Source organism: Nocardia sp. NPDC058058 (genome assembly GCF_042885355.1).
Lineage (GTDB): Bacteria > Actinomycetota > Actinomycetes > Mycobacteriales > Mycobacteriaceae > Nocardia.
The window spans coordinates 419,518-443,878 of record NZ_JBHVSA010000002.1 but is presented as its reverse complement, the minus strand read 5'-3'; the positions used below and the strand labels follow the sequence as shown (position 1 = coordinate 443,878).

The 24,361-nt window shown below is 67.1% G+C and carries 22 protein-coding genes (1 of these 22 cut by a window edge); 19 read left to right on the top strand and 3 right to left on the bottom strand.

Features of this window, described 5'->3' with window-relative positions; all coding sequences use genetic code 11:
* Positions 1–71: 71 nt before the first annotated feature.
* Both ACFVUS_RS17000 and ACFVUS_RS16995 read left to right on the top strand, forming a co-directional pair.
* On the top strand, positions 72–347 hold the full coding sequence (locus tag ACFVUS_RS17000) for a hypothetical protein (protein ID WP_387766608.1): 276 nt from the start codon (positions 72–74) through the stop codon (positions 345–347).
* Between the two features lie 77 nt (positions 348–424).
* Positions 425–865 (top strand): hypothetical protein, encoded by a 441-nt coding sequence (locus ACFVUS_RS16995; protein WP_387766605.1) that lies wholly within the window; start codon positions 425–427, stop codon positions 863–865.
* A 135-nt stretch (positions 866–1,000) separates the two neighbouring features.
* Here the strand turns inward: ACFVUS_RS16995 and ACFVUS_RS16990 are convergent, their stop codons facing one another.
* Positions 1,001–2,155: a hypothetical protein gene (locus ACFVUS_RS16990; protein ID WP_387766602.1), complete on the bottom strand. Its 1,155-nt coding sequence runs from the start codon at positions 2,153–2,155 to the stop codon at positions 1,001–1,003.
* Between the two features lie 436 nt (positions 2,156–2,591).
* Here ACFVUS_RS16990 and rpsH point away from each other — a divergent pair, with 436 nt between their 5' ends.
* From rpsH to ACFVUS_RS16935, 11 genes are all read left to right on the top strand, one after another.
* Complete coding sequence (rpsH, locus tag ACFVUS_RS16985; protein WP_364641006.1) at positions 2,592–2,990, top strand: 30S ribosomal protein S8; 399 nt, start codon at positions 2,592–2,594, stop codon at positions 2,988–2,990.
* A 14-nt stretch (positions 2,991–3,004) separates the two neighbouring features.
* Positions 3,005–3,544 carry a 50S ribosomal protein L6 gene (rplF, locus tag ACFVUS_RS16980; RefSeq protein ID WP_387766599.1) on the top strand — a complete coding sequence of 180 codons (540 nt, stop codon included), beginning with the start codon at positions 3,005–3,007 and terminating at the stop codon, positions 3,542–3,544.
* A 3-nt stretch (positions 3,545–3,547) separates the two neighbouring features.
* The gene (gene rplR / locus ACFVUS_RS16975; RefSeq protein ID WP_387766596.1) at positions 3,548–3,955 is read left to right on the top strand and encodes a 50S ribosomal protein L18; all 408 of its coding nucleotides are present in this window, start codon (positions 3,548–3,550) and stop codon (positions 3,953–3,955) included.
* A 31-nt stretch (positions 3,956–3,986) separates the two neighbouring features.
* The gene (gene rpsE / locus ACFVUS_RS16970) at positions 3,987–4,637 is read left to right on the top strand and encodes a 30S ribosomal protein S5 (protein ID WP_330183416.1); all 651 of its coding nucleotides are present in this window, start codon (positions 3,987–3,989) and stop codon (positions 4,635–4,637) included.
* 1 nt (position 4,638) lies between these two features.
* The gene (gene rpmD, locus ACFVUS_RS16965; protein ID WP_153809684.1) at positions 4,639–4,818 is read left to right on the top strand and encodes a 50S ribosomal protein L30; all 180 of its coding nucleotides are present in this window, start codon (positions 4,639–4,641) and stop codon (positions 4,816–4,818) included.
* Positions 4,819–4,820: 2 nt separating this feature from the next.
* Positions 4,821–5,264, top strand: coding sequence for a 50S ribosomal protein L15 (gene rplO / locus ACFVUS_RS16960; RefSeq protein WP_364640995.1), 444 nt, complete (start codon positions 4,821–4,823; stop codon positions 5,262–5,264).
* Positions 5,265–5,418: 154 nt separating this feature from the next.
* Positions 5,419–6,738, top strand: coding sequence for a preprotein translocase subunit SecY (gene secY, locus ACFVUS_RS16955; RefSeq protein WP_364640992.1), 1,320 nt, complete (start codon positions 5,419–5,421; stop codon positions 6,736–6,738).
* Positions 6,735–7,280 carry an adenylate kinase gene (locus tag ACFVUS_RS16950; RefSeq protein ID WP_364640989.1) on the top strand — a complete coding sequence of 182 codons (546 nt, stop codon included), beginning with the start codon at positions 6,735–6,737 and terminating at the stop codon, positions 7,278–7,280. The genes secY and ACFVUS_RS16950 overlap by 4 nt, the downstream gene beginning before the upstream one ends.
* Positions 7,281–8,081 carry a type I methionyl aminopeptidase gene (gene map / locus ACFVUS_RS16945; RefSeq protein WP_387766588.1) on the top strand — a complete coding sequence of 267 codons (801 nt, stop codon included), beginning with the start codon at positions 7,281–7,283 and terminating at the stop codon, positions 8,079–8,081. It abuts the gene before it with no gap.
* Between the two features lie 174 nt (positions 8,082–8,255).
* Complete coding sequence (locus tag ACFVUS_RS16940; RefSeq protein ID WP_387766585.1) at positions 8,256–9,224, top strand: DUF6585 family protein; 969 nt, start codon at positions 8,256–8,258, stop codon at positions 9,222–9,224.
* Between the two features lie 11 nt (positions 9,225–9,235).
* On the top strand, positions 9,236–9,454 hold the full coding sequence (locus ACFVUS_RS16935; RefSeq protein ID WP_387766582.1) for a hypothetical protein: 219 nt from the start codon (positions 9,236–9,238) through the stop codon (positions 9,452–9,454).
* A gap of 91 nt (positions 9,455–9,545) precedes the next feature.
* Here ACFVUS_RS16935 and ACFVUS_RS16930 read toward each other — a convergent pair whose 3' ends face one another.
* Positions 9,546–10,454 (bottom strand): LysR family transcriptional regulator, encoded by a 909-nt coding sequence (locus tag ACFVUS_RS16930; protein ID WP_387766579.1) that lies wholly within the window; start codon positions 10,452–10,454, stop codon positions 9,546–9,548.
* A gap of 71 nt (positions 10,455–10,525) precedes the next feature.
* Here ACFVUS_RS16930 and ACFVUS_RS16925 point away from each other — a divergent pair, with 71 nt between their 5' ends.
* Positions 10,526–10,933 (top strand): nuclear transport factor 2 family protein, encoded by a 408-nt coding sequence (locus ACFVUS_RS16925; RefSeq protein WP_387766576.1) that lies wholly within the window; start codon positions 10,526–10,528, stop codon positions 10,931–10,933.
* 36 nt (positions 10,934–10,969) lie between these two features.
* On the opposite strand, the gene dtd is transcribed toward ACFVUS_RS16925, so the two are convergent.
* Complete coding sequence (gene dtd / locus ACFVUS_RS16920) at positions 10,970–11,413, bottom strand: D-aminoacyl-tRNA deacylase (RefSeq protein WP_387766573.1); 444 nt, start codon at positions 11,411–11,413, stop codon at positions 10,970–10,972.
* A 170-nt stretch (positions 11,414–11,583) separates the two neighbouring features.
* Here dtd and ACFVUS_RS16915 point away from each other — a divergent pair, with 170 nt between their 5' ends.
* The 5 genes from ACFVUS_RS16915 to ACFVUS_RS16895 form a co-directional block, all read left to right on the top strand.
* Positions 11,584–13,668, top strand: coding sequence for a hypothetical protein (locus ACFVUS_RS16915; RefSeq protein ID WP_387766570.1), 2,085 nt, complete (start codon positions 11,584–11,586; stop codon positions 13,666–13,668).
* Positions 13,665–14,453, top strand: a complete 789-nt coding sequence (locus tag ACFVUS_RS16910; RefSeq protein ID WP_387766567.1) for an ESX secretion-associated protein EspG — start codon at positions 13,665–13,667, stop codon at positions 14,451–14,453. Before ACFVUS_RS16915 ends, ACFVUS_RS16910 begins: the two co-directional genes overlap by 4 nt.
* Before the next feature lie 136 nt (positions 14,454–14,589).
* The gene (locus ACFVUS_RS16905) at positions 14,590–14,904 is read left to right on the top strand and encodes a hypothetical protein (protein ID WP_387766564.1); all 315 of its coding nucleotides are present in this window, start codon (positions 14,590–14,592) and stop codon (positions 14,902–14,904) included.
* Between the two features lie 10 nt (positions 14,905–14,914).
* The gene (locus ACFVUS_RS16900) at positions 14,915–15,412 is read left to right on the top strand and encodes a YbaB/EbfC family nucleoid-associated protein (protein ID WP_387766561.1); all 498 of its coding nucleotides are present in this window, start codon (positions 14,915–14,917) and stop codon (positions 15,410–15,412) included.
* Positions 15,413–15,442: 30 nt separating this feature from the next.
* Positions 15,443–24,361, top strand: partial view of a hypothetical protein gene (locus tag ACFVUS_RS16895; RefSeq protein ID WP_387766558.1) — the 5' end (the start) only. The gene runs 24,213 nt beyond the window's last position; the window shows 8,919 of its 33,132 coding nt (coding positions 1–8,919); the start codon lies at positions 15,443–15,445; its stop codon lies beyond the right edge, outside the window.

Genomic DNA, 24,361 nt, shown 5'->3' with positions numbered 1-24,361 from the left:
GTGGCTCATCGAAGGGAATCATTATGTGGGGCAATAGAATTCGTGCATCAATTGTAGTTGGCGCGGCAGTTGTGGCCGGGGGTTTCGCCCTGCCCGCAGTCGCCGATGCGGGCTATCCGCAGGGCGGCACTTTCGCCTGTGATCGCGTCGATGCCAAGGGCTCGCACCAGCTGAATGGCTACGGGTGCATCGCGTCTCCCGGCTTCCCCTCTCAGGGGCCGGTCGACAAGTTCTATGTTCAGCTGAAGCAGGACCGGAATGTTGTCTGGTACTGCGTGGCGGGGATCGCCACCATCGGTATGCGCGCGCCCGGTGACCTGGTGGCCGACGGCTGCACTGCCCGATAGCCGAGTTCGCTAAGGTTGACGCCGAAAAGATACCTATTGGTTTGTTCGGCTATGCCGAGTCGGGGGTTCGAGAACAGATGACAACGACCATGCCCATTGCCCGTGCGTTCGCGGTCACGGCGTCCATTGCGGGATTCCTCAGCGCGGCTGCGGGTTCGGGACACGCGGCTCCCGAAAACGGGAAGCAGTACCTCAGCATGGGCGTCATGAACGGCGGCTGTGTCCGGTCGGTCGGCGTTGTCGATGCCGTGGGATTCGTTCAGGTCGGGGCGCAGCCGCGGTCGTCGGTGGATACGGATCTGCGGGTCGATGTGGGCTGGAACGCAGCCGGGGCCGCCTACCTCGAAGTGCCCGCGAAGAATGTCAGGGTGCCCCTGCCGATGACCTTGATCGGTCTCGCGGAGATCTCCGTTCCCCTGGGTGAATTGGCGCCGGGCCCGCTACTGGTTCGCATCGTCTCGCCCAACACCACCGGCAGCGCGGGCACCGGCTGCGAGGAAATCGTTTCGGTCGCCTAGTACTGCGGCGCGCCCGGCCGTCTTCGTCGACGCCGGGCGCTTCCGGTAAACCGAACGGCTCTCAACTCCTTTGAGCGGCAGAGCTTCTCACCGCGGACGCGGCGGAAACTCTTGCCCACGAGCCGTATTCGTAGGTCAGGCCGCGCCGGTTGCCAGACCCAGCAGCGCTCCGGCTCCCACACCCGCCGCGGTGCCGACCGCACCCGCGAGCGCACCGCCCGCAGCCGCACCGGCGGTTCCGCCCGCAATGCCGCCCCCTATGCCGCCCACCGCCATGCCCGCCAGACCGGCGAGCGCGCCGCCGGTGGCGCCGCCGACCAGCGCACCCCCACCGGCTCCCAGCACGGTGCCGCCGATGACTCCGGCGGTGACGCCGACCGCCGCACCCACGGCCGCGCCGATCGCCGCGCCGATGGCACCACCGGTCACCGTGCCGACCGCACCGGTGACCGGCGTGATGATGATTCCGACGCCCGTCAGAGAGGGCAGCCCGACCATCGTCATGCCACCGATCGTGCCGCCGATCAGCCCACCCGCGATAGCTCCGATGGCCGTTCCGGCCGCGAGACCGAACGCACCCCCGCCGACCGCGCCCAGCCCCGAGCCGACCACCCCGCCACCGATCGCCCCGACGGTCGCCCCCGCGAGTCCCGCACCGGCACCGACCGCGAGCCCACCCGCGGTCGCCCCCGCGAGCCCGGCCAGCGCGGCCCCGGCGGTGCCGCCGAGCACGGCCGACGGCACGCCGACCGCGGCCGCACCGGTGGTCGCGCCGAGCAGCCCCCGGCCGGCGAGCTCATCGGAGCGATTCGGCGAAATGCCGATCGACCGAGCGAAAGTCGAGATATCGGCCTCGAGGTTCGCGGCCGTCGCGTTCACCCCGTCGGTGAGTCCCTTCGGCACCACGCTGCCCACGGGGGCGGTGAAGTCACCGATGCGAATCGTCTCCGGAGCCGGAACGATGGGCGCGACCCGAGGTGTCGGCTCGGGTGCGTGCAACTGGCCGAGATCCAGCGGTGCGGTGTACGCGGGCGCCGGAATCGGCCGCGACACACCGTAATCGGTATCCGGCGCGGCCTGATCGTGCGCGACCGCGAGCGAATCCGACGGCGCGATGGTCACGCCCGGTTGCCGAGCGCTCGGGGGAGTGGTGACCCCCGGCTGCGGAGTGATGAACTGCGGTGCGGCCTGTGCGGCCCCCGCGAACGTGATAACGGCGGCGATGGGCATCGCGGTGACCGATCCGAAAATTGCGGTGCGTGCCGCGGACTGCTTGCGGTGTCGAGCCATGTACCAAACCTCTTCTTACATTGGGTCTTTCGAGCTTTTCGACCGCAATGAAGCGTCGCGTCCCCCCGAAAGCGATTACCGTCCCAGACAACTGGCGGGCACGAGTACAGTCGGGCGGGTCGTTCGGTGTCAATCCAGCTCGCCCCGGATGTGACTCAGATCGCCGAACGTTTGCCCGGCTATGCATCCGCCCGGCGAAATCGCCGTGAGCAGTCGCACACCACCCCCGATTTGGTGGCTGAGCAGGGGTTGCCTACACTGAACCGGTTGCCTGGGCACATCTATGTCCGCACCTCGGTGTGCGGGCTTGCCTGCAAGGCGATAGCTAATCCGGTCGGGCATACCCGGCTGGACCGAACCGAATTGTCGTAGGCCCACGACCGCCCGTGTGACGGTGCTGAATGGGAACCGCGGCGAGAAAGGTAGCGGTCAACTCATGACCATGACCGACCCAATCGCAGACTTCTTGACCCGTCTGCGCAACGCCAACTCGGCGTACCACGATCAGGTGAAAGCGCCGCACTCGAAGATCAAGGTGAACATCGCCGAGATCCTCAAGCGCGAGGGCTACATCGCCGACTACCGCATCGAAGATGCCACCGTCGGCAAGAACCTGGTTGTCGACCTCAAGTACGGCCCGAGCCGTGAGCGCAGCCTGCAGGGCGTGCGTCGCGTTTCGAAGCCGGGCCTCCGGGTTTACGCGAAGTCCACCAACCTGCCCAAGGTGCTGGGTGGCCTCGGCGTGGCGATCATCTCCACGTCCGCCGGCCTGCTCACGGACCGTCAGGCCAAGCAGCAGAGTGTAGGCGGGGAAGTCCTCGCCTACGTCTGGTAAGGGAGGTAGGAACAATGTCGCGTATCGGTAAGAAGCCGATCCCGGTTCCCGCCGGTGTCGAGGTGACCATCGACGGTCAGAACATCGCGGTCAAGGGTCCCAAGGGCACCCTGTCGCATGTGATCGCCGAGCCGATCACCGTCACCAAGGCGGAGTCCGGTGAGCTCGAGGTCGTTCGTCCGAACGACGAGCGTCAGAACCGCTCGCTCCACGGCCTGACCCGCACCCTGATCAGCAACATGATCGAGGGCGTGACCAAGGGCTACGAGAAGAAGATGGAAATCTTCGGCGTCGGTTACCGCGTGCAGGCCAAGGGCTCGAACCTCGAGTTCGCCCTGGGCTACAGCCACGCTGTCCCGGTCGAGGCTCCTGAGGGCATCACCTTCGCGGTCGAGGCTCCCACCAAGTTCTCGGTGTCGGGTATCGACAAGCAGAAGGTCGGCCAGATCGCAGCGGTTATCCACGGCCTGCGCAAGCCCGACCCGTACAAGGGCAAGGGCATCCGCTACGCCGGCGAGGTCGTTCGCCGCAAGGTCGGAAAGACGGGTAAGTAAGCCATGGCACAAACTGAGAACCAGAAGCTGAAGCGGAAGCCGAAGGGCACCGACGCTTCGACTCGTCGTCGTTTGTCCAAGACGCGTCGCCACTTCCGTCTCCGCAAGAAGATCGAAGGCACCACCGCGCGTCCGCGCCTGGTGGTCAACCGTTCGGCTCGCCACATCCACGCTCAGCTGATCGACGACACGGTGGGTAAGACCATCGCGTTCGCGTCGACCATCGAAGCCGATGTGCGCGCGGTCGAGGGTGACAAGTCCGCCAAGGGCGCCAAGGTCGGCGAGCTCATCGCCGCCCGCGCCAAGGCTGCCGGCGTCGAGGCGGTCGTGTTCGACCGTGGTGGTCACGACTACCACGGCCGTATCGCGGCGCTCGCGGACGCCGCCCGTGAAGGTGGGCTGAAGTTCTGATGATCAACACTGCAAACGGAAGGAACGTCTGATGCCGGGACGTCAGCGGCGTGACGGCGGAAACAACGGTCCCGCCGGAAACAATGGCCCCAACGCGGGTGGCAACGATCGTGATGGCGGCCGCGGCCGCGGTCGTGGCGATCGTCGCGATCAGCAGCAGGCCGAGAAGAGCAACCAGCTCGAGCGCGTAGTCGCGATCAACCGCGTCTCCAAGGTCGTGAAGGGTGGTCGTCGCTTCAGCTTCACCGCCCTCGTGATCGTCGGTGACGGCAACGGTCTGGTCGGCGTCGGCTACGGCAAGGCCAAGGAAGTTCCCGCGGCCATCCAGAAGGGTGTCGAGGAGGCTCGCAAGAGCTTCTTCCGCGTTCCGATGATCGGCTCCACCATCACTCACCCCGTTCAGGGTGAGGCGGCGGCCGGTGTCGTCATGCTGCGTCCGGCTTCGCCGGGTACCGGTGTGATCGCCGGTGGCGCGGCTCGCGCCGTGCTGGAGTGCGCTGGCATCCACGACATTCTGGCGAAGTCGCTCGGTAGCGATAACGCCATCAACGTTGTGCACGCCACCGTTGCTGCTCTCAAGATGCTGCAGCGCCCCGAAGAGGTTGCCGCCCGTCGCGGTCTGCCGATCGAGGATGTGGCTCCTGCGGGCATGCTGCGTGCACGTGCGGGACAGGGAGTCTGACATGGCAGATCTCAAAGTGACCCAGACCAAGAGCTCCATTGGCGCCCTGCGTAACCAGCGCGAGTCGCTGCGGACCCTCGGCCTGCGTGGCATTCGCCAGACTGTCGTCCGCGAGGACAACGCGCAGAACCGCGGTCTGATCAACGTCGTGCGCCACCTCGTTCAGGTTGAGGAGGTTTAAGCATGACCATCAAGTTGCACCACCTGCGTCCTGCCCCCGGTTCCAAGACCGAGAAGACCCGTGTGGGTCGCGGTGAGGGTTCCAAGGGTAAGACCGCGGGCCGTGGTACCAAGGGTACGAAGGCTCGCAAGAACGTTCCGGTCCGCTTCGAGGGCGGGCAGATGCCGATCCACATGCGTCTGCCGAAGCTGAAGGGGTTCAAGAACCCGTTCCGCACCGAATACCAGGTCGTGAATGTCTCCGACATCGCGCGGGTGTTCCCCGAGGGTGGCACCATCGGCAAGTCCGAGCTCGTGGCTCGTGGTCTCGTTCGCAAGAACGAGCTCGTGAAGGTGCTCGGCGAGGGCGAAATCGGTGTGGCCGTTCAGGTCTCGGCCGATAAGTTCTCGGGTTCGGCCGTGGAGAAGATCTCCGCTGCTGGCGGCACCACCACCGTTCTGGCCTGACGGTAGCCTGAATACACAGAGACACCGGACGAGTCGCGAGCTCGTCCGGTGTCACTGTTAGAGTTCAAGTGTTGTCTGCCAACACCGTCATGGGGATTCGGCGTTTCCGTCGTTGTAGCCATGGCCTGACCTATGTCGTTCGCCAGGAGGATCTGTGCTTTCCGCCTTCGTGTCGGCTTTCCGGACCCCGGACTTACGGCGGAAGATTCTCTTCACGCTGGGACTGATCGCCCTCTACCGGCTGGGTGCGTCCCTGCCGTCGCCGGGCGTCAGTTACAAGAACGTCCAAGACTGTGTGGCGCTGGTCAACGGCGGGGATTCCGCCGGCATCTATCAGCTCATCAATCTCTTCTCCGGCGGCGCGCTACTTCAGCTCTCGGTGTTCGCGATCGGCATCATGCCGTACATCACCGCGAGCATCATTATCCAGCTGTTGACCGTTGTGATTCCTCGGTTCGAGGAACTACGCAAAGAAGGTCAATCGGGTCAGAACAAAATGACCCAGTACACCCGCTATCTGTCGGTCGCGCTGGCGATTCTGCAGTCGACCGGTCTGGTCGCGCTCGCTTCGCGTGGACAGCTGCTGCGCGGGTGCCCCAAAGACATTCTCGATGACACCTCCGTCTTCGGCATGATCATCATCGTGCTGGTCATGACGGCCGGTGCGGCCCTGGTGATGTGGTTCGGCGAGCAGATCACCGAGCGTGGTGTCGGTAACGGCATGTCGCTGTTGATCTTCGCGGGTATCGCGGCTCGTATCCCGTCCGAGGGCAAGACGATCTACGACGGTCGTGGCTGGGGCGTCACCGCGATGGTGGCCGCCGCCGCGCTGGTCGTGATCGTGGGCGTCATCTTCGTGGAGCAGGGCCAGCGCCGTATTCCGGTGCAGTACGCCAAGCGCGTGGTCGGCCGGAAGATGTACGGCGGTTCGTCGACCTATCTGCCGCTGAAGGTGAATCAGGCGGGCGTCATCCCCGTCATCTTCGCCTCCTCGCTGCTCTATCTGCCGAACCTGTTGGCGCAGTTGACCCAGAAGACCACGGGAGATCCGGCCAAGTGGCAGGAGCTCATCCAGAAGTATCTGGTCAATCCGAGTAACCCGGTGTACGTCGGGATCTACTTCGCGCTGATCGTGTTCTTCACCTACTTCTATGTCGCGATCACCTTCAATCCGGAGGAGCGCGCGGACGAGATGAAGAAGTTCGGCGGCTTCATTCCGGGCTATCGGCCCGGTAAGCCGACCGCGGACTATCTGAACTACGTCCTGAGCCGAATCACCCTGCCCGGTTCGATCTACCTCGGCGCCGTCGCCGTGCTTCCGAACCTGTTGCTGGGCCTCGGCACCAATAGCGGTGTGCAGAACCTGCCGTTCGGCGGTACCGCGGTGCTGATCATTGTGAGCGTCGGCCTCGATACGGTGAAACAGATCGAGAGCCAGTTGATGAATCGAAATTACGAAGGGTTCCTCAAGTGAGAGTTGTTCTGCTCGGGCCGCCCGGTGCCGGCAAAGGCACCCAGGCCGTGCTGCTTTCGGAAAAGCTGGGTGTACCGCATATCTCCACGGGGGATCTGTTCCGCGCGAACATCGGCCAGCAGACCGCGCTGGGCCTGGAAGCCAAGAAGTACATGGACGCGGGCGATCTGGTGCCCAGCACCGTGACCAACCGCATGGTCGAGGCGCGTATCGCGGAGCCGGACGCGACCAATGGCTTTGTGCTGGACGGTTACCCGCGCACCGTGGATCAGGCCGACGCACTGGAGAAGATGCTCAAGGAGTCGGGCCATGAGCTCGACGCCGTGCTCTGCTTCGTGGTCGCCGAGGATGTCGTGGTCGAGCGTATGCTCGCCCGCGGCCGCGGCGACGACACCGAGGAGACCATCCGTAACCGCATGCGTGTCTACCGCGAGGAGACCGAACCGTTGCTGGATCACTATGACGGCCTGGTCGTCACCGTCGAGGGTGTCGGCGAGATCGAAGACGTGAACGCACGCGCACTCGCGGCGCTGGGTCACTGAATGGTCTTCGGCCGCAAGAACAAGAAGGTGGTGCCGTTCCGCACCGCCGGTGAACTGGATGCCATGGCGGCGGCCGGCGCTATCGTCGGCCGCGCGTTGGTGGCGGTGCGCAATGCCGCCAAGCCCGGGGTCTCGACCCTGGAATTGGACGAGGTCGCTGAGCAGCTCATCCGCGAGAACGGTGCCATCCCTTCGTTCAAGGGCTATCACGGGTTCCCCGGGTCGATCTGCTCCTCGGTGAATGACCGTGTCGTGCACGGCATTCCGTCGAAGGACGATGTGCTGGCCGAGGGTGACCTGGTCTCCATCGACTGCGGCGCGATTCTCGAAGGCTGGCACGGTGATTCGGCCTGGACCTTCGGGGTCGGGAACATCATCGAGGCCGACCGCCTGTTGAGTGAGGCGACCCGGTTGTCGATGGAGGCCGGTATCGCCGCCATGATCGACGGCGCGCGGTTGACCGATATCTCGCACGCCATCGAACTCGGCACGCACGCGGCCGAGGCCGAGCACGGTCGCTCGTACGGCATCGTGGACGGTTACGGCGGTCACGCCATCGGGCGTGAGATGCATATGGATCCGTTCCTGCCCAATGAGGGCGCGCCCGGTAAGGGTCCGCGCCTGGTGGTGGGTTCGGTGCTGGCGATCGAGCCGATGCTGACGCTCGGGACCACCGAGACCAAGACGCTCGCCGATGACTGGACCGTGGTGACCACCGACGGCACGCGTGCCGCGCACTGGGAGCACACGGTTGCGGTTACCGAGGATGGTCCGCGCATCCTGACCTTGCGCCCGGAGTAGTCCGCCGCGGCAAGCCGCCACTGGCACAAAGTTTTTCGCACCCGTTCCGGTTCTACCGGTGCGGGTGCGTTTTTTTGTGGGTCCGATAGAACGAGTTCGCAACGTACCGGTTTGTTTTGCGGCGATCGCGCGCGGGGGATAGTTTGAGCCCGAAGTGATCGAGCTAGGAGGGGCATGGCCGGGGCGCAGGTGGGGAATCAGGATCCGGAGTTGATGCGGCGGATCGCGCAGGCGGCGGATGCGAATCGGCTGGGCGCGCATCGCAAGGGATATCTGGCGCTCAAGGGGGATGCCCGGCTCGATCTGTACGAGAACGGGTGCACGCTGCTGGCGGGCGGCGAGGTGCGGGTGGTGCTGTATTCCTCAACCAAGGTGTGGCAGAAGGTAACTCGGGTGCATCGCAATGGCGTGCACACCCATACCAACCACGAGTACCGGCTCGTCGATATCCGCGGTGCGGAACTCAAACTCACCGAGAGCCTGTCGAATCCGGACGAATGGGGTCCAGAATTGGTGGAGTCGGTCGCGGTGCGCCAGGCGCAGGGCGCGCTCGACGCGGTGCGGTCGGGGCAGCGGGTGGAGTTCGGTCCCTGGTCGCTATCGGCGGTCGAACTCGGTACCGGCAAGAAAGTCATTGCGCTGCAAGATCTTCGGGCGTTCCGCGTGCATCAGGGTCAGGTCGTGATCGAGGCGGGCGATGACATTCGCATCACCCAGGGCATCGACGCGATCCCGAATTTCCTGGTCTTCCGCTTCCTGTTCAAACAGTTGCTGCCCGAGCTGCCGGAGTCCGCCGGCAAGGTGTTCGGTCGCCGACTGCTGGTGCGCGGCCTGAACACCTTCTTCGCGATCGTCGCGGTGATCGCGTTCGGCATCGCCTGCCTGACCAGCTGGCCGGTGCAGAAAACCGAACTCTGCGGCAAACTCTCGACCTTGCAGGCGGCGAGATCGGAATTGACCGATCAACTGAAAGATCTGCGCAACGCATCGGAAAACTACCGCGGCGATAATCAGGATGGCGTCCGTGCCGACAGCAAGAAGCTGAGTAAATACACCGGCTCCGGGTATCACTGGCTGAAGGATTCGGATCTCGACGACGCGACGGTCTCCATTCGCGCTGTCTGCCAGGCAAGTCCGTTCTGAAGGGAAGCGCCATGAACCGCGATACGCAAAGCCTGCTGGTCAGCACCTTCACCCTGGTCCTGGGCGCGCTGGCAATGGTCTTGACCACCAGTTGGGTCTGGCCGAGTGTCATCCTCACCCTGGGCGGTATCGGCTTCATCCTGGCGCTGAGCACCCCGGCCCGCGAATCCCGTCCGTCCCCGCCCGCCGGACCTACCGGTGATGAGCGCATGTATTGGCAAGGCAACTGACCGGCGGGAACCGGAGTCTCGAATGCCACGGCCCCGGTTCGGCGTGGTGCCGGGCCGAGTCCGGGTGCGCGGAATCGCGGTCGCCTGACCCTCAATTCCTCAGGCGCGCACGGAGTTCGGCGGCGAGTTGCGCCGCGCTGTCCCGGAGTGCCTCGGCGAAGGGATGCGTATCGCCCGGCCCGCCGCGGCGATAGGCGAGCACGGTCGGCCGCACCGCCGCCGGATCGTCGATGAGAATGACGGAAACCGTTGCGGGAAGCGCCGGTACGGCCAATCCGGGGACCAGCGTGACGCCGAGTCCGGCCGCCACCAGTCCGAGTTTGGCGACCCAGTCGCGTGCGACGTAGGCGATGTGTGGCTGCCAACCGGCGTGTGCCCACCCGCCGAGCAGCGTGCTGCGCGGATCCTCGCTGCCCACGATCCACTTCTCGGTGCGCAGCGCGGTCGGCGCGAGCGTGGTGTGGGCGGCCAGCGGATGGGCCGCGTGCACCGCCAGGTGAAGTGAATCCAACAGTAGCGGTGCGACTTCCACGCCGGGAGGCGCGTCGACAGTTCCGGAGAGCACCGCCATGTCGATACGTCCGCGTGCGATCCCGGACAGCAGTCCCGGCGTCATTCCCTCGCGCAATCGCACCTTCAGGCTCGGGTTCTGCTGCGCGGCAATGGTTATGGCGCGTGGGATCAATGCGGCATTCGCGGTGGAGAACGCTCCGATCCGAATGCGGCTGGGCGGCTGCGGGTTACGCAGCTCCTCGCGCGCGGTATCGAGCGAGTCCAGCACGGTGTCGGCGTGCCGGAGCACGATTCGGCATGCCTCGGTGGGTCGTACCCCGCGCGCCTGTCGGTCGAAAAGTGGATGTCCCGCCGCCTGTTCCATCAGTGTGATCTGCCGCGATACCGCCGACTGGGTGTACCCCAGACGCTGCGCCGCTCGCGTGAACGATCCGGTGCGCGCGGCCTCGCGCACCACCCGCAACCCGGTCACCGTGAACTCACCCATGCGCAAACGTGATACCAGATATGCCAGACTCTCGCTGGTCGCATGGCTGTCGCGGACGTAATTTCGCTGCTGTGAACACTGTGGAGAACAAGAAATTCATTCGCGCCGTCTTCGATCAACTGGCGCAGGGCAATACCCGCGCCCTGGGCGAGGCCATGGCCGACGACTGCCGCTGGACCTTCCCCGGCAATTGGTCCTGGGCGGGCACCTGGGAGCCGAAAACCCAAGTCCTGCACGGCCTGCTGCGCCCGCTCATGACCCAGTTCGCGGACGGCTACCGCATGGAAGCCGATTTCGTGCTGGCGGACGAGGATCGCGTCGTGGTCCAGGCCCGCGGCTACGGCACCACCGTCCGGGGCGAGGCATACCCCCAGACTTACTGCCTGATCTTCCGCATGACGGACGACCGCATCACCGAAATCATCGAGCACTGCGACACAGCTCTGGTCGAGCGCGTACTGGATCCGATCACAACCTGATCCCGTCGCCCGTCGTGGTGACTGCCGCCTCGGTGCTCATCCCTCCAGCAGCAGCGTGACGGGTCCGTCGTTCACCAGTTCCACGTGCATATGCGCCCCGAATTGCCCGGTCGCCACCGTCGCACCCAGCTCCCGCAGTGTGGCCGCGAACAGGTCAACCAGCGGCTCCGCGACCGGTCCGGGTGCGGCGGCGTTCCAGGACGGCCGCCGCCCCTTCGCGGTGTCGGCGTAGAGGGTGAACTGGCTGATCACCAGAATGGGTGCGCCCAGATCCGCGGCCGAGCGTTCGCCGTCCAGGATGCGCAGCCGGAAAAGCTTGTCCGCCAGGGCTTTCGCGGTGGTCTCGGTATCGCCGTGGGTCACCCCGACCAACGCCACCAGCCCGTGCGCCGCACCGTGCGCGGCCGGATCGATGCGGCCGATCACGTCGCCGTCGACGCTCACCCGCGCTGAACTCACCCGCTGCACCAAGATTCGCACGGTGTCCGATCATCGCAGATGGCCGGGCAGAGCGGTTTCATCCGGGCCTCACTTCGTCCCGCTACCAGGGCGTAAAGGCTTGAATTCCATTGCGCGCCACTGTCAGTTAATGAAAGTAGGGTGTGCTGTGCAGAACATGTTGATCACGGGCGGAAGAGACTGAAGCACCGATGGCACCTGACAACACAACCGCGGCCTGGGGCACGGACCTGAACACGGCGGTCGCGGGGCGAACTCTGCAGTTCGACCCTTCCGCCGCGCAGCAGGGTATGGAGGCGGCCGGCAAGGTGATCCTGGCGATGCGCGGCTTCAAGAAAGCCGTCGATGACCTCGGCCTGAAGACGCTGCCGCAGATCGGTAACCAGAGGTCCGGGCGGTTGCTGGCCACGGCCTTGAGTACGCGCGGCACCGAACTTCAGACCGCCTTCGATCGGCATATCTCGATCCTCGAGGCGATGGTGGATACCTTCCGCGCGGCCGGTAAGGCGTACAAGGACACCGATGGGCTCTCGGCCGAGCAGTTGGACAAAGCCGGCCGAACCATCCCGGCGCTGGACAATTACACGCTCCCCAAGGACGACGCGTTCACTCCCGTCGGCATCGACACCAAGAACCGCGAAATCGGTCTCATGGAGTTCGGGAAGATCGATCACGACCTGTCCGGCGACGTGAAGACCTGGCGCGATCAGGCGCAGAAATCGAAAGATCCGAGCAGCGTGCTCGGCTCGATCTACATCGACTGGGAGAGCGGCAGCACCAGGGACTGGGACGAGCTGATCGGCATGCATAACACCATGCTCGACACCGCCGGTATCTACTACGCCGGACAGGACTGGAAGACGTTGGCGGACAAGGTGCACACCGCCGTCTCCGGCTTCGTGATGGATATCGAGGCGTTCAACAACTCCTGGCACGGTGTCGGGGCGGACGCGGCGCGCAAGGCGGTCGCCAAATACGCCACGGATACCGATCCGCTGGTCAACACGATGAAGATCATGAGCCAGGTGCTGGACTTCACCGCCCACTGGATGCTGTACGTGGCGGACCGGATGCCGTGGAAGAAGGACGACAACCCGAGTACCTGCGGTTTGGGCGGCACCAGCCTGGGGGACTACCAGGACCGCTTCGACAGCGACTATGTGAAGAACGGCGGTAAGGAGACGCAGGCGTCGCTGCCGATCATCGCCCCGCCCGCCCTGGATCAGCCGAAACCGGTGGATCCCAAGACAGATCCGAAGACGGATCCGAAAACCGATCCCAAGACGGATCCGAAGACCGATCCGAAAACGGATCCCAAGACCGATCCCAAGACCGATCCGAAAACCGGCGGTGGCGGTGGCGGCGGTGGCGGCAATTCCGATCAGGCCAAGAAGGACGCCGCGGATCAGAAGGCCGCGAAGGACGCGAAGGACGCCGCGGACGCCAAGGCCGCGCAGGATGCCAAGGACGCCGCGGACAAGAAGGCGGCCGCCGACGCCAAGACCGCCCAAGACGCGAAGGACGCAGCCGATCAGAAGGCTGCCGCGGACGCCAAGGCCGCCGCGGACAAGAAGGCCGCCGACGATGCCAAGAACGCGCTCAATCCGAATGGCAATGGCACCACCCCGGGTGCCTCGCTGCCGGGCGGCAGCACCCCCTCGACGGGTGCGACGACGAGCCCGGCGAACAACGCGTCCAGCGGCGGGCAGGGTCTATCGCAGCTGTCGAGTCTGTTGAGCGGTCTGATGAGCGCGGGAACGACTGCGGCGCAATCGCTGCCGTCCCTGCTCACCGCGCTCGACACGGCGTTGAAGTCCGGTGATACCGCCTCGCTGGCGCAGTTGCTGGGTGTGCCGGAGGACAAGGTCACCGCGGCCATGGCGCAGATCAAGGATCAGCCGGACAAGCTGGCCGAACTCTCGCAGCTGCTCGGGCTCACCTCGGGTCAGACCCCGGTGGTTCCGGCGGCCGGTCTGCCCGGCGATGTGACGCCTTCCGGTGCGGCCGTGGTGACTCCCGCGTCGGCCGCGGTCGCGACCACGCCTGCGGGCGGCTTGACCAATCTCTTCCCGCGCGCGGGCCTGGACACCAGCTTCACCCAGCCGGTATTCGGTGTGACAGCGGACCTTTCGGACAATCCAATGATGGCCGGTGTCAAGGCGGGCGCGGACCACGAACCGCCGCCGGTGGATTTCCTGTCCGCCCTCGCGCATATCGGTGAACCGCCGCCCGTGGCGCACGCGTACGCCGAGACTGATCCGGCGGTGGAGGCGTGACCTGGGAGTTCACCGACGACGAGTTCAAGGTGCTGTGCAACCGATTTCTCGATGGGCGGCTGCCCGCACCGCTTTCGTATTTCGGTCGTATCCCGTCGCAGGACGATTTCGAGCGTGAACTTTCCAGGCTGGAGGCCGGATTGCGCGAGCGCCTGGATTCCGGCCTGACCGCGGTTTTCGAAACGCTGCAGCATCCCGAGATCCAGATCATCATGACCGCGTGGCGCGATAGCGACTACGAGAATCCGGAACACCGCATCCTCGTACATGGCGCGCGGCGCGGCTGGAACGCGGTCATGGTCACCCAGAAGATGGGCGAAACCATCTATCACAGCGCCGGATTCACGCTGACCGAATGTGCGCCCGATCAGCTGCCCGCGCTGATGCTCGCGCAACTGCCGCAGACCGGGGCGGGCAGCGCGCCGCCGCTGCCCATGGTGTTCGAGCCCCCGGAACGAGATCCCTACGAGGCCAGGCAATCGCTGGCCTTCGACTCGTTCGACGATTCGGCCGAAATCCGGAGCCGGGCCTTCTGGGCGGAACCGGCCGAGCGCAGCGGGTGGATCCGGGTATTGCAGGGCCGGTCGATCTTCGGCCCGCGCGGGCTCATGACGCAGAGCGCGCTGTGGCGGGATCAACCCGATGACGGCCGCTATCTGTTCGAACTGGACCAGCCCGAGATCCGTGCGGTGGCTACGAGTCCGGAGCAATTGGTGCGGCGGGTCGGGCAGTACGTCGATGAGGTACTCCGGCATATGGAAGCCCGCGGCGAACAGCAGGTATGAGTCGAGCGGGGTGCGGCGGCCGCTCGCGCCCCGCTCGAATCGGCACTCGCCGTTAATATTCCGTCAACTGATCGGTCGCTCTGGCCTGTAAGGGTTGGAACCCCTGCGGTTCTCGCCCCTTGGACGGAGACGACTCGTGAACGACCGGTTGGAGTCCTACAAGGACCTGCTGCGCACCGCTTCGAACAAGACCGGCATCGTCCGCGATGGCATCGACCGGGTGGTGGACAAGCTGGTCGCCGATTCCACCGGGCGTGGTGAGCCGTGGGGTAACGACACCATGGGGGCCGGGTTCGTCAGCGGTGACAACGGCTATGGCAAGAGCAGCATCAACATCATTCAGGGTGCCCGCAATATGTCCGGCACGTTCGGCAACTTCTCCAAGGGTCAGCAGGACGCACTGGAGTTGTTGACCCGTATGGATGACGGCAACGGCGGACAGTTCAAGTGAGACTGAGCCGATGAGCAATGAACGCGCGCGCAACGATCTGACCGACATCCTGGAAGGCTTCGCCGACCAGATGCGCACCATCACCCAATTGCAGCGTGAGCGTGCTGCTTTGACCGCGACCGCCTCGGTGCGGCAGAAGCGGGTGACGGTGACGGTGAATGCCGAGGGCACGGTGATCGAGACCAAATTCTCTTCCAGCATCGAGGATTTGGACTATGTCGAGATCGCCAAGGCGGTGACCGAGGCCGCGCAGCAGGCCGCCGCCGAGGTCGCCAAGCGCGGTCGCGAGGTGCTCGCGCCGGTATCGCAGAATCGGGATCGGTTGCCGAAGCTGTCCGATTTGGTGCCGGGTTTGCCGGATCTGAGCCGGGAATTGCGCGTGCCGGAGGCTCCGGTGGTATCGACGGCTCCGCCGAAATCGCCGGAACGCACTGCGACTCAGGCGAATCCGGAATCAGATGGTTCCGCGGCCCCGCGCCGCGGCGCGGCCACCGACTCCGGCTGGTAGCGGGCGGGCTATCGGGGTGAACCTCCGCACATGATGGAACTGCCCGGATCGCTGGAATGGCTGGGCTGGCTCGTCGGCATGGAATGGCCGCACGGGGACGAAGACCAGATGCGAGCGCTCGCACAGGACTGGCACACCGGTGCCGGTGGCCTGCGCGATCTCATGTCGGCCATCGACGACGCGAAATACGCGACGCTGAACGCGTATCCGGATGGCAAGGGCGTCGAGGAGATGTCCCGAGCGTTCGATTCGCTGTCCGGTAAGGGCGGGGACAAAGAGAGCACCTCGCTGCCGGATCTGGCGAAGTACTTCGATCAGATCGGGGAATCGGCCGACGGGGTCGGCACCGAGATCGAATACACCAAGCTGATGTTCTACTCCTCCCTGGTGCTGCTGGCGGGGGAGATCGCGGCGGCGTGGATCTTCCCGCCGACCGCACCGGCCGTGGAGGCCGCGGCCGTGGCGATCACGCGTGTCGCGGTGCGAATCATCGGGCGGGAGGCGGTGGACGCCATCATCGCGCGGGTGGCGCGCATGGCCGGTGCGTCGTTCGTGAAGTTCTTCCTCAAGCACGCCGCCATCGACACCGCTCTGGGCACCCTGCAGGAGCTCGGTATTCAGGAATGGCAGGTGATCGAGGGGCACCGCAAGAACATCGACTGGACGCAGGCCGCGGTCACCATGGTCAGTTCGGCCGCCGGTGGTATGGCGGCCGGGCCGCTCGGCGAATGGGCGGGCAATAAGCTCAGTCATGCCGGGGTCAATCATCTGGTCGCCGCCCGCGTCACCGGTATGGGTGCCGGAATCGTCGGTGCCGGAGCAGGTTTCGTCGCCGCCACCGGCACCCAGTTCGTTGCGGACTGGATCAAGTACGACAGCTGGGACAAGGCCGTCGAGAACCTGTCCAATACCCAATTCGATCCCCGCATGCTCACCGCCGGTGTCTCCAACGGCGCGATCTCCGGCGATATGCACGCACGGGCGCATCATTACTGGGACTCCAAGCTGGGCGGCAGCGGCCGCAATGTGCCCGGTATCGGCTTCCGCCCGCCGGAGTTCGACTTCGGCGCGGGTCCCGGTGTCCACACCGGTGATGGACCGGGTCTGAGCGGTGTCAATGGCGACGGTGCGAACGGCAGCGGCGCGAATGGCAACGGCCACAACGGAGATGGCTCCGGCCCGAGCGCCACACACGGCGGTGACGGCAGCTCCCTGCATCCCGCCGGCAGCACCGACGCCGGTGATAACGGCACCCGCGGCACCCGCGGCAACGACGCCGCCCCCGGCGAAACCCGCCCCACCGTCGACCATCCGGGCGGAATCGGCACCCGCGCGCCGGGCGCGAACGACGCAGGCCCGACCGATCCGGGCGCGCACGACGGCGCGGGCACCCACCCCGGAACATCCCCGAACCCCACCCAGAACGGCCACGCCCCAACCGAATCACCCGGCAGCACACCATCATCCGCCGCCCCCGCCCCAACCGCAGGCATCCCACACCCCTCCGACACGGCACCATCCGCGGCCCCGGCCCCCGCCGCAACCGGCATCGCTCCAGCCGCCGCCCCCAGCAGTGCCGCCCCGGCAAGCTCCGCCCCAAGCAGTGCCGCTCCGGCAGGTTCCGCACCGAGCAGTGCGGCCCCGGCAAGTTCCGCTCCGAGTAGCGCGGGCCCGGCAAGTTCCGCACCGGGGAGTGCCGCTCCGGCAAGTTCCGTATCGAGCACTTCCGCCCCAGGTAGTTCCGCGCCGAGCAGCTCTTCGCCGGGCAGCGCCTCCCCGAGCAGTAGTGCTTCACCCGGCGGAGCTTCTTCGCCGAGCAGCACCGCACCCGGCAGCGGCTCCCCGAGCACCAGTCCCGCCAGCGCCGCAAGCCCCCAAACTGGCTCCGGCGGTACAGGTTCCACCACCCCCGGCGGCTCGGGCGAAGCCCCGAGGGCGGGCGCGGGCACGAACGCGGCCGCCGCCCCCAACACGGCATCCGCCGGAACCGCGGGCGCGGCCCCGAACCCGGCGGCCGGATCCGCCGCCAACCCGACCTCCGGCGTAAACGCGAGCTCGAACCCGAACGCACCCGCGAACTCCACCGCGCCCGCAGCCCACGACCGCAGCACCCCCGGCTCGGCCCCCCGCACTGACGCCGCCGCTCCTCGCGCCGACGCTTCCCCGCGCGCGGGCGATGGCACCGGCTCACGCGCGACCGACCCCTCCAGCCCCCGCGCCGAAACCCCACGCCCTCAACCCACCCCGGAGTCCCGCGCCGCCGACGCCCGCCCCACCACAGATCGCTCGGCAGCGCCCCCCACCCACGACTCCGCAGCCGCACCTCCGTCCGATGCCACTCACCCCGATGGCACCAAGGACGCCCCCGCACCGCACCAAGACTCCGAGGCCACTACGCGCCCGGACTCGGAGCTGGACTCCACCACGCACCCAGAGGCCGACACCACCTCCCTGGACCGCACCGAAACCCCTGACCACCACCAAGATTCCCCTCCCCACGCCGACGATTCGACTCCGCACCCCGACAACTCCGACCCCGCTACCCGCCCCGAGCGGGAAACCGGCGCGAGCGACCGATCGGACGCCCCCGAACAGCATCGGGACGACTCCCCGCCGAACCGCGACGACTCCACCTCACGCGACTCCGATCCCGCCATCCGCCCGGAAACGCAGGACGGCGCAAACGATCGTTCGCAACAGCATCGGGACGATTCGCCGGGCCGGGATGCGGACCCATCCACGCGCCCCGAGTCCGATGCCGCCACCCGCGATCGGTCCGACGATGTTCGGGACAACCAGGATTCCGCGCCGCATCGCGACGATTCCACGTCGCATGATTCGGATTCAGCGATCCGTCCGGACTCGGAAGACGGTGTGCGCGGGCGGTCGGACGACTCCCTTGATCACGCCGATTCGCCTGAACATCAGCGGGATTCGCCAAGTACGCGGGCGGATGACCCTGTCGTGCGGGCGGATGCGGATGACCCGGCGAAGACTCGGGCGGCGCGGGACGGTGAGGCCGATGGGCAACGGCCGGAGGGTGATTCGGCGGTTCGGAACGATGATGACGCGCATCGGGCGCATCGGGATGATCCCGATGCGCTGCTGGTCGCGCCGGTTCCGGTGGGGGATGGTCCGGTAACCCGCGATCACGACGGCTCGAGTCAGCGACACTCGGATACCGGGCGGAGACCGGAGACCGGCGCACCTGGCGACCGCACGCCGCCCGGTGCGCGAAAGCCGGAGGACGGCCCTGGTCGTCGCGCGGGCCTGCCGGAGGGCGATGACGGTTCGACCCCGCATCCAGGTCGACTGGACGACGGCCCACAACCAGGTGACGATGCGCAACCCGCTGTGCCGCAACCGGATTCCTCCGAGGGGGAGGATCGCCGTTCCACCCGTGGCCGGTGTGGTGAACTGTCGCTGCGCATGCTGGCCGATATCACCGGCAGCGACCGGATTCGAATCCCGGAGCGCACCATCGGCGCATCCGGCATGTCCCGCGACGAGTTGGTCTCGGCGGCCGGTGGGCAGTTGCGCGAGTATCCCGATCACGACGCGATCGCCGACCGCCTGCGCGACCTCGGTCCCGGTTCCGCCGCGCTGGTGGTGGACCACTACGCCGGCGACGCGGACGCCTACGGGGTGGGCGCGCACGCCTATCTGCTGGTAAACGAGGGCGGCGAGATCGTGGTCAAGGACCCGGCCGCCGAGCGCGAGCACGGTTTCCCGCCGGTGGTTCCGCGCGAAACCCAGGGCACCCACGCGATCGTCTTCAAACCCGATGGCGACCCGGTGCACAAGCTCGCGAGCAAGCAGCGGGCCATGCTCGATGAGCGTGTCCGTATCGGCCACAATCAGCCGGTCCGCTTCCTGCCCACGGCGGAGGAGTTGCCCTTCGACCTGGCGGGGGCCAATGCCTACGCCCGGGACGCGTGGGCCGACGCGCACACCCGTCTCACCGACGACCAACGTGCCGCCCTGACCGACTATCTGCGCGACCGCCGCGCGGCGACCGATGCGCCCGGACCCACGCGCGCCGATATCGCCGCCGTGCTGCGCGGCGACGCCGAGTCAACCCCCGAAATCGCCCGTGCCATAGCCCGAATCGACGGCGCCCTGAACCTGGGTCCACTCACCGAACCGGTCATGGCGACCCTCGCCCTCGGCTCGAACCCATTCGGCACCGACCCCGCCGACCTGGTCGGAACCACCCAGCACCTGCCGGACTACGCGCAGGCTGTCCTAGGTGCCATCCCCTCCCTCGAGGGCATCACCCACCAAATCGAATTGGTCCTGCCCGCAGGCACCCCCGCCCTCTCCCTCGGCGACCTGGCCCCCCACGGCGCGGACCTCCCCTCCCTCATGCTGGCCCACGGCCTGGACCTGCACATCGACGCCGTACAAGACCACGGCGAAGGCACCTACACCATCCGCGCCACCGCCCTCCCCCTGACCACTGACGCCACCCCAACCCCTCACCCCGATTCCGCAGTGACGCAACATGATTCGGTGCCGCCCCGGCGGGATTCGGAGTCGACTCGCGCCGAGGTCGACGCGCCGGAGCCGGAGCTTGCCGATGCGGCGGGTGGTGGCGGCGAACCGCCGCGGACGCCCGACGCTCCGCCCGCATCCGAGCCGGAGGGCAGCGATCCTGCCTCGGACCCGTCGGATTCGGCTCCCGCGCAGCAGGATTCGCCGCCGGAAGGTGCTTCGTCGGCCGAGCCGAGCCAGCCCCAGCCCGCGCGCACCGTGAGCGAGGCCGTGGATCGCGCCGGTGCCGTCATCCGGGAATCGGAGGCGCGGCTCGCGGAGTTGCAGCGCCGCATCGACGCCGGATTCGAAGCCATCGACCGCATGGTGGGCCGCGACCTGGACGCGATCGCCGAGGGCCGCGAGCCCGGCCTGTCCGAGGCGATCGCCCGCGCCTCCGATGTCCTGGACGAGTCCGCCGCTGAAATGAGCGAGCTCGCGCGCCGTATCGATGCCGGTCACGCAGAACTGGAGCGGATCATCGCGGGCCTGGACCGCCCACTGGAGCCGGATGCCCTGCACGCCGCCGAACCTTCTGCGGTGCAAGATGATTCGCCCGCCCCTGATCAGATCCGCCGCCCCGATGGCACCTGGCAGTCGGAAACCGCGCCGGAGCAACTGCGTAGGACCGACGGCACCTGGCAGTCGGAATCCCCGCCGGAGCAACTGCGTCAGACGGATGGCACCTGGCAGTCGGAGCCCCCGCCGGAGCAGTCGCGCCAGCACGACGGCAGTTGGCAGGCTGACGGCCCGCCGGAGCAGTCGCGGCAGCACGATGGGTCGTGGGAATCCGACCGGCAGGATTCCGTTCCGCCCGATGCGCCGCGTAATCCGGATGGCACCTGGAACGCGGATGATCCGAACGCGACCCGGGTCGATGGCACCCGCACCGACCTCCCGGCCGCCGAGCAGACCCGCGTCGACGGCACACGCACGGATCTGCGTGCGGATGACCATGTTTCGCCGGCCGCCACGCACCCGGATCTGCCCGCGGAACGCTCCGCCGCCGACACCACGCGCCCCGATGCCGAGCGCACGCGTACCGACGACACCCGCACCGATCTGCCCGCCCCGGTCGAGCCCGTGCGTTCGGACGCGCCCGCCCGGCCGGAGCGTCCCGCATCTCCGCTGCATCGGGCGGCCGAACGGTTGCGCGCGATCGGTGCCGAGATTCGCGGTCTGCTCCGGGACGGCCACGCACCGATCCTGAAGCACCCGTCCGGTTCGGGCCTGGACGGTCAGGGTCAGACCTTGGCGGCGCACACCGTCATCGAATTGGCCGGTGGCCATCCGGATCTCGCCGCACCGAACTCGGTTCGGGTATTGAAGGAACTCGTCGAACTGTTCCGCCAGCGCGGGCGCATCGTGGAGTTCATGCGCGGTGTCAATGCCGCGCGCCCTGACGATTTCGTGATCCCCCGTAACCCCGACGGTTCGGAGGACCGGTACTGGGAGAACGAGGCCGATCCGCGCCTGGCCGCCGACGTCGATGTCCCGGCGGCTATGCGTGAGCATTGGGCCGAACTCGATGCCGCACTGCCCCAACCCGATCCGGCCTCTCCGAACCCGAACGAGGACACCCGCGCGGATATCGCGCTGCCCGCGCGAGACGATGCCGAACGCCATGCCCTCGAGACGGAATTGTCCAGACTGGCAGCGCATTTCGATGTAGCACTGCCTGATTACAGCTCGCTCTCACTGCGCCTGGCGGAAGCTGAGATGCGTGAGCGGGCGCGCCTGAGCGATGAGGCGATCGACCATTTCGAAGACGTGGCCAGGCGCTACACCGAGGAGGACGCGAGGGTTCCGTTCAGCCGCGAACTGCCGCTGGACCTGAAGGGTCTGGTCAGCGACGACCCCGGCCTGCGTCTGCTCCGTGAACTTCTCGGTCCCGAAGCCGTTTCCATGCTGGACAACCAGGGTGTCAACAACGGCGCGGAACGTCCGTCACCCGAAACCGACGTCATCGACCGCTACCGCGCCGCCGCCGAGGCCCGGCGCGCCCTCGCCGAGGAGCGCACAACCCTGGCAGATGCCTTCGGTGTCGACCTCAACCGCGAGAACCTGGACCCTGCCCTCGCCCGCCTCCGCGCCGATGCCCTCCGCCAGCAACTCCTGGCCGAATATTTCAAGGAACTCGCCGCCCAACACCACCTCCTCCCCGAATCGCCCCCCACCCCCCTCGCGGCCGCCCCGACCGAAACTCCCCACCCGCACGAAACCCGCACGGACGGCACCCGCCCGGAGCCCCTCCCCGCCGACCTGACCCGCAGCGACGACACCCGTCCGGAGCCCCTCCCCGCGGATGGGACTCGTGTGGACGCGACCCGCCCGGAGCCGGAGCAGTCGCGCCGCGACGACGGCTCCTGGCGCACCGATGACGTTGGCCCGGAGGCGACTCGGGTCGATGAGGCCGAGGGGCCGGAGTTCTTCGACGACGGCGATTGGGGGACGACGGACCACACCGGGCCGATTGCGGAGCCCGATCAGACTGCGCCGGAACACCATTCGCTGGATGACTCGAACTCCGGCGATGGCGCTCCACCAATCGAGCCGAATTGGCCTCCGCAGCCCGAGGATTCGTGGTCACACCGCGACCGCGACGAGATCCAGCGGGTGCTGCGCGAGGACTTCGGACTGGAGGTCGACGGCTTCGACCATGCCGATGTGCATCCGGAAGTGTTGCGCGAGTTCGCCCGTGCCGTCGAGGACATGCTGGCCCGGCATCCCTACATCGATCTCCGGGGCGTATCGATAGGCCCGATCACCGACGCGAACGTTTTCGCGATCGCATCGGACGGTGCGGGTCCGGACGGCAGCAAGCACACCGAGCGACTCATTCTCAGCGAGCGCTACGCCACCGATCCGCAGGAGTTCCACCGTCGGGTCGCGGCGGATGAGGCGCGGGGTATCCGCGTCCCGGGAGCCGGTGAGCGCCCGGTGTATTCGTCCCTGGTGCACGAACTCGGCCACGGCGTCGATTTCGCGGGCAATGAGCAGGCGAACCAGCGCGCCTTCAATGACCTGGCCGACTACTACGAGGAGCATTACGGCCCCATCCGGGAAAACGCCGACGCCTTCGACACCTGGCTGAAAAAGCTCAGCGGGTACAGCTTCCGCGAGGACGGCATGTTCTTCGCACAGGAGGCCCTGCCCGAAGCCTTCGCCGATGCCGAACTCAACGGCGAAGCCGCGAGCGAACCCGCCAAGGTGCTGAACCGCACCCTGGTGAACGCCGCCCGCGAGCACTGGCGCGCCCTCGGCCACGAGATCGAGGATCTGGGCCCCGTTCAGCACACCGAACAGCCCCCCGCCCGGCTCGAATCCCCCGAAACCGCACCGTCCGATGTCGGCGTCCGCACCGACGAGCCGCCGGAAGATCCTGGTGCGCAACCCGTTCGACCGCAGACCCCGGATAATTCGGGCGACGGCGCGGGCAGCCTGCATCCCGAACCCGTTCCTGCGGAACCGATCCCAGCGACCGGGGATCCCGAATGGTCGGATCCACAGGATCGGGACTCGGGTTCGCGCCGATCGGACGATGGCGTCCCGCCCGAGCAGCGCGCCGTCCGCGACCTGGCCTACCCGGGCAATGCACCCGATACCTGGGCGGGCCGCCCCGCCCGTCCGGAGATCATCGCGATCTCGGAAGTGCTGGCGCGCACCGATATCGGCCGCGAGGCCCTGGCCGCGCTTCGCGATGCGGGCGTCACCCTGCGCCTCACCGACACCGAGGGCCTGGGTCACCCGGACTCCTTCGACGCGGGCACCCGCGAACTCGTCATAGATACCCACGGCCGCGATCAACTGGCGCAGGCGTCCGCCGTTGTCGCCGCCGTCGCACATCTCGACACCCTGACCACCCCCGCCGACCGCGCTCCTGATACCGCTAGGGCACAAGAGGATTCGCTCGGATTCAGCGACACCGATCCGCTGTCCGCGACCGATGCTCCGATCCGCGACACCCCGCCCACCCGTACGGAGGCCCTGCACTCGGCAGCCGAATCTTTCGGCAGGCAAGCCGAATTCGAGCGCGCCCTGCGCGATGCGGGCTACGACCCGAGCGGTGGTCCACTGCGAGATCGCGCGGAATCGGAATACCGCCGCGGCATCCAGGACGACTACCTGACCGCCGGTGAGGAGGCCGCCGCGGCCGCCCGCGCCCGCGCCCCGGAGATCTCCGAGACCGAACTGCGCCGAATCGCGCACGAAGCCGGAATCGAAGCCCTGCTGGCGGATTCACGCTTCACCGGCGGCACGGATGAGAACCTCCCACTCGGCCTCGCGGACGAGCACACCACCCCGCCCGTGCACGAGCAGCCGGGCACGGAACGCCTCCCCGGAGCCTGGGCGAGCCATCCGGAGCCGCTGGCCCTGGATGTCGCCCGCGACCAGATTCGCCTGACCGCGCTCGGC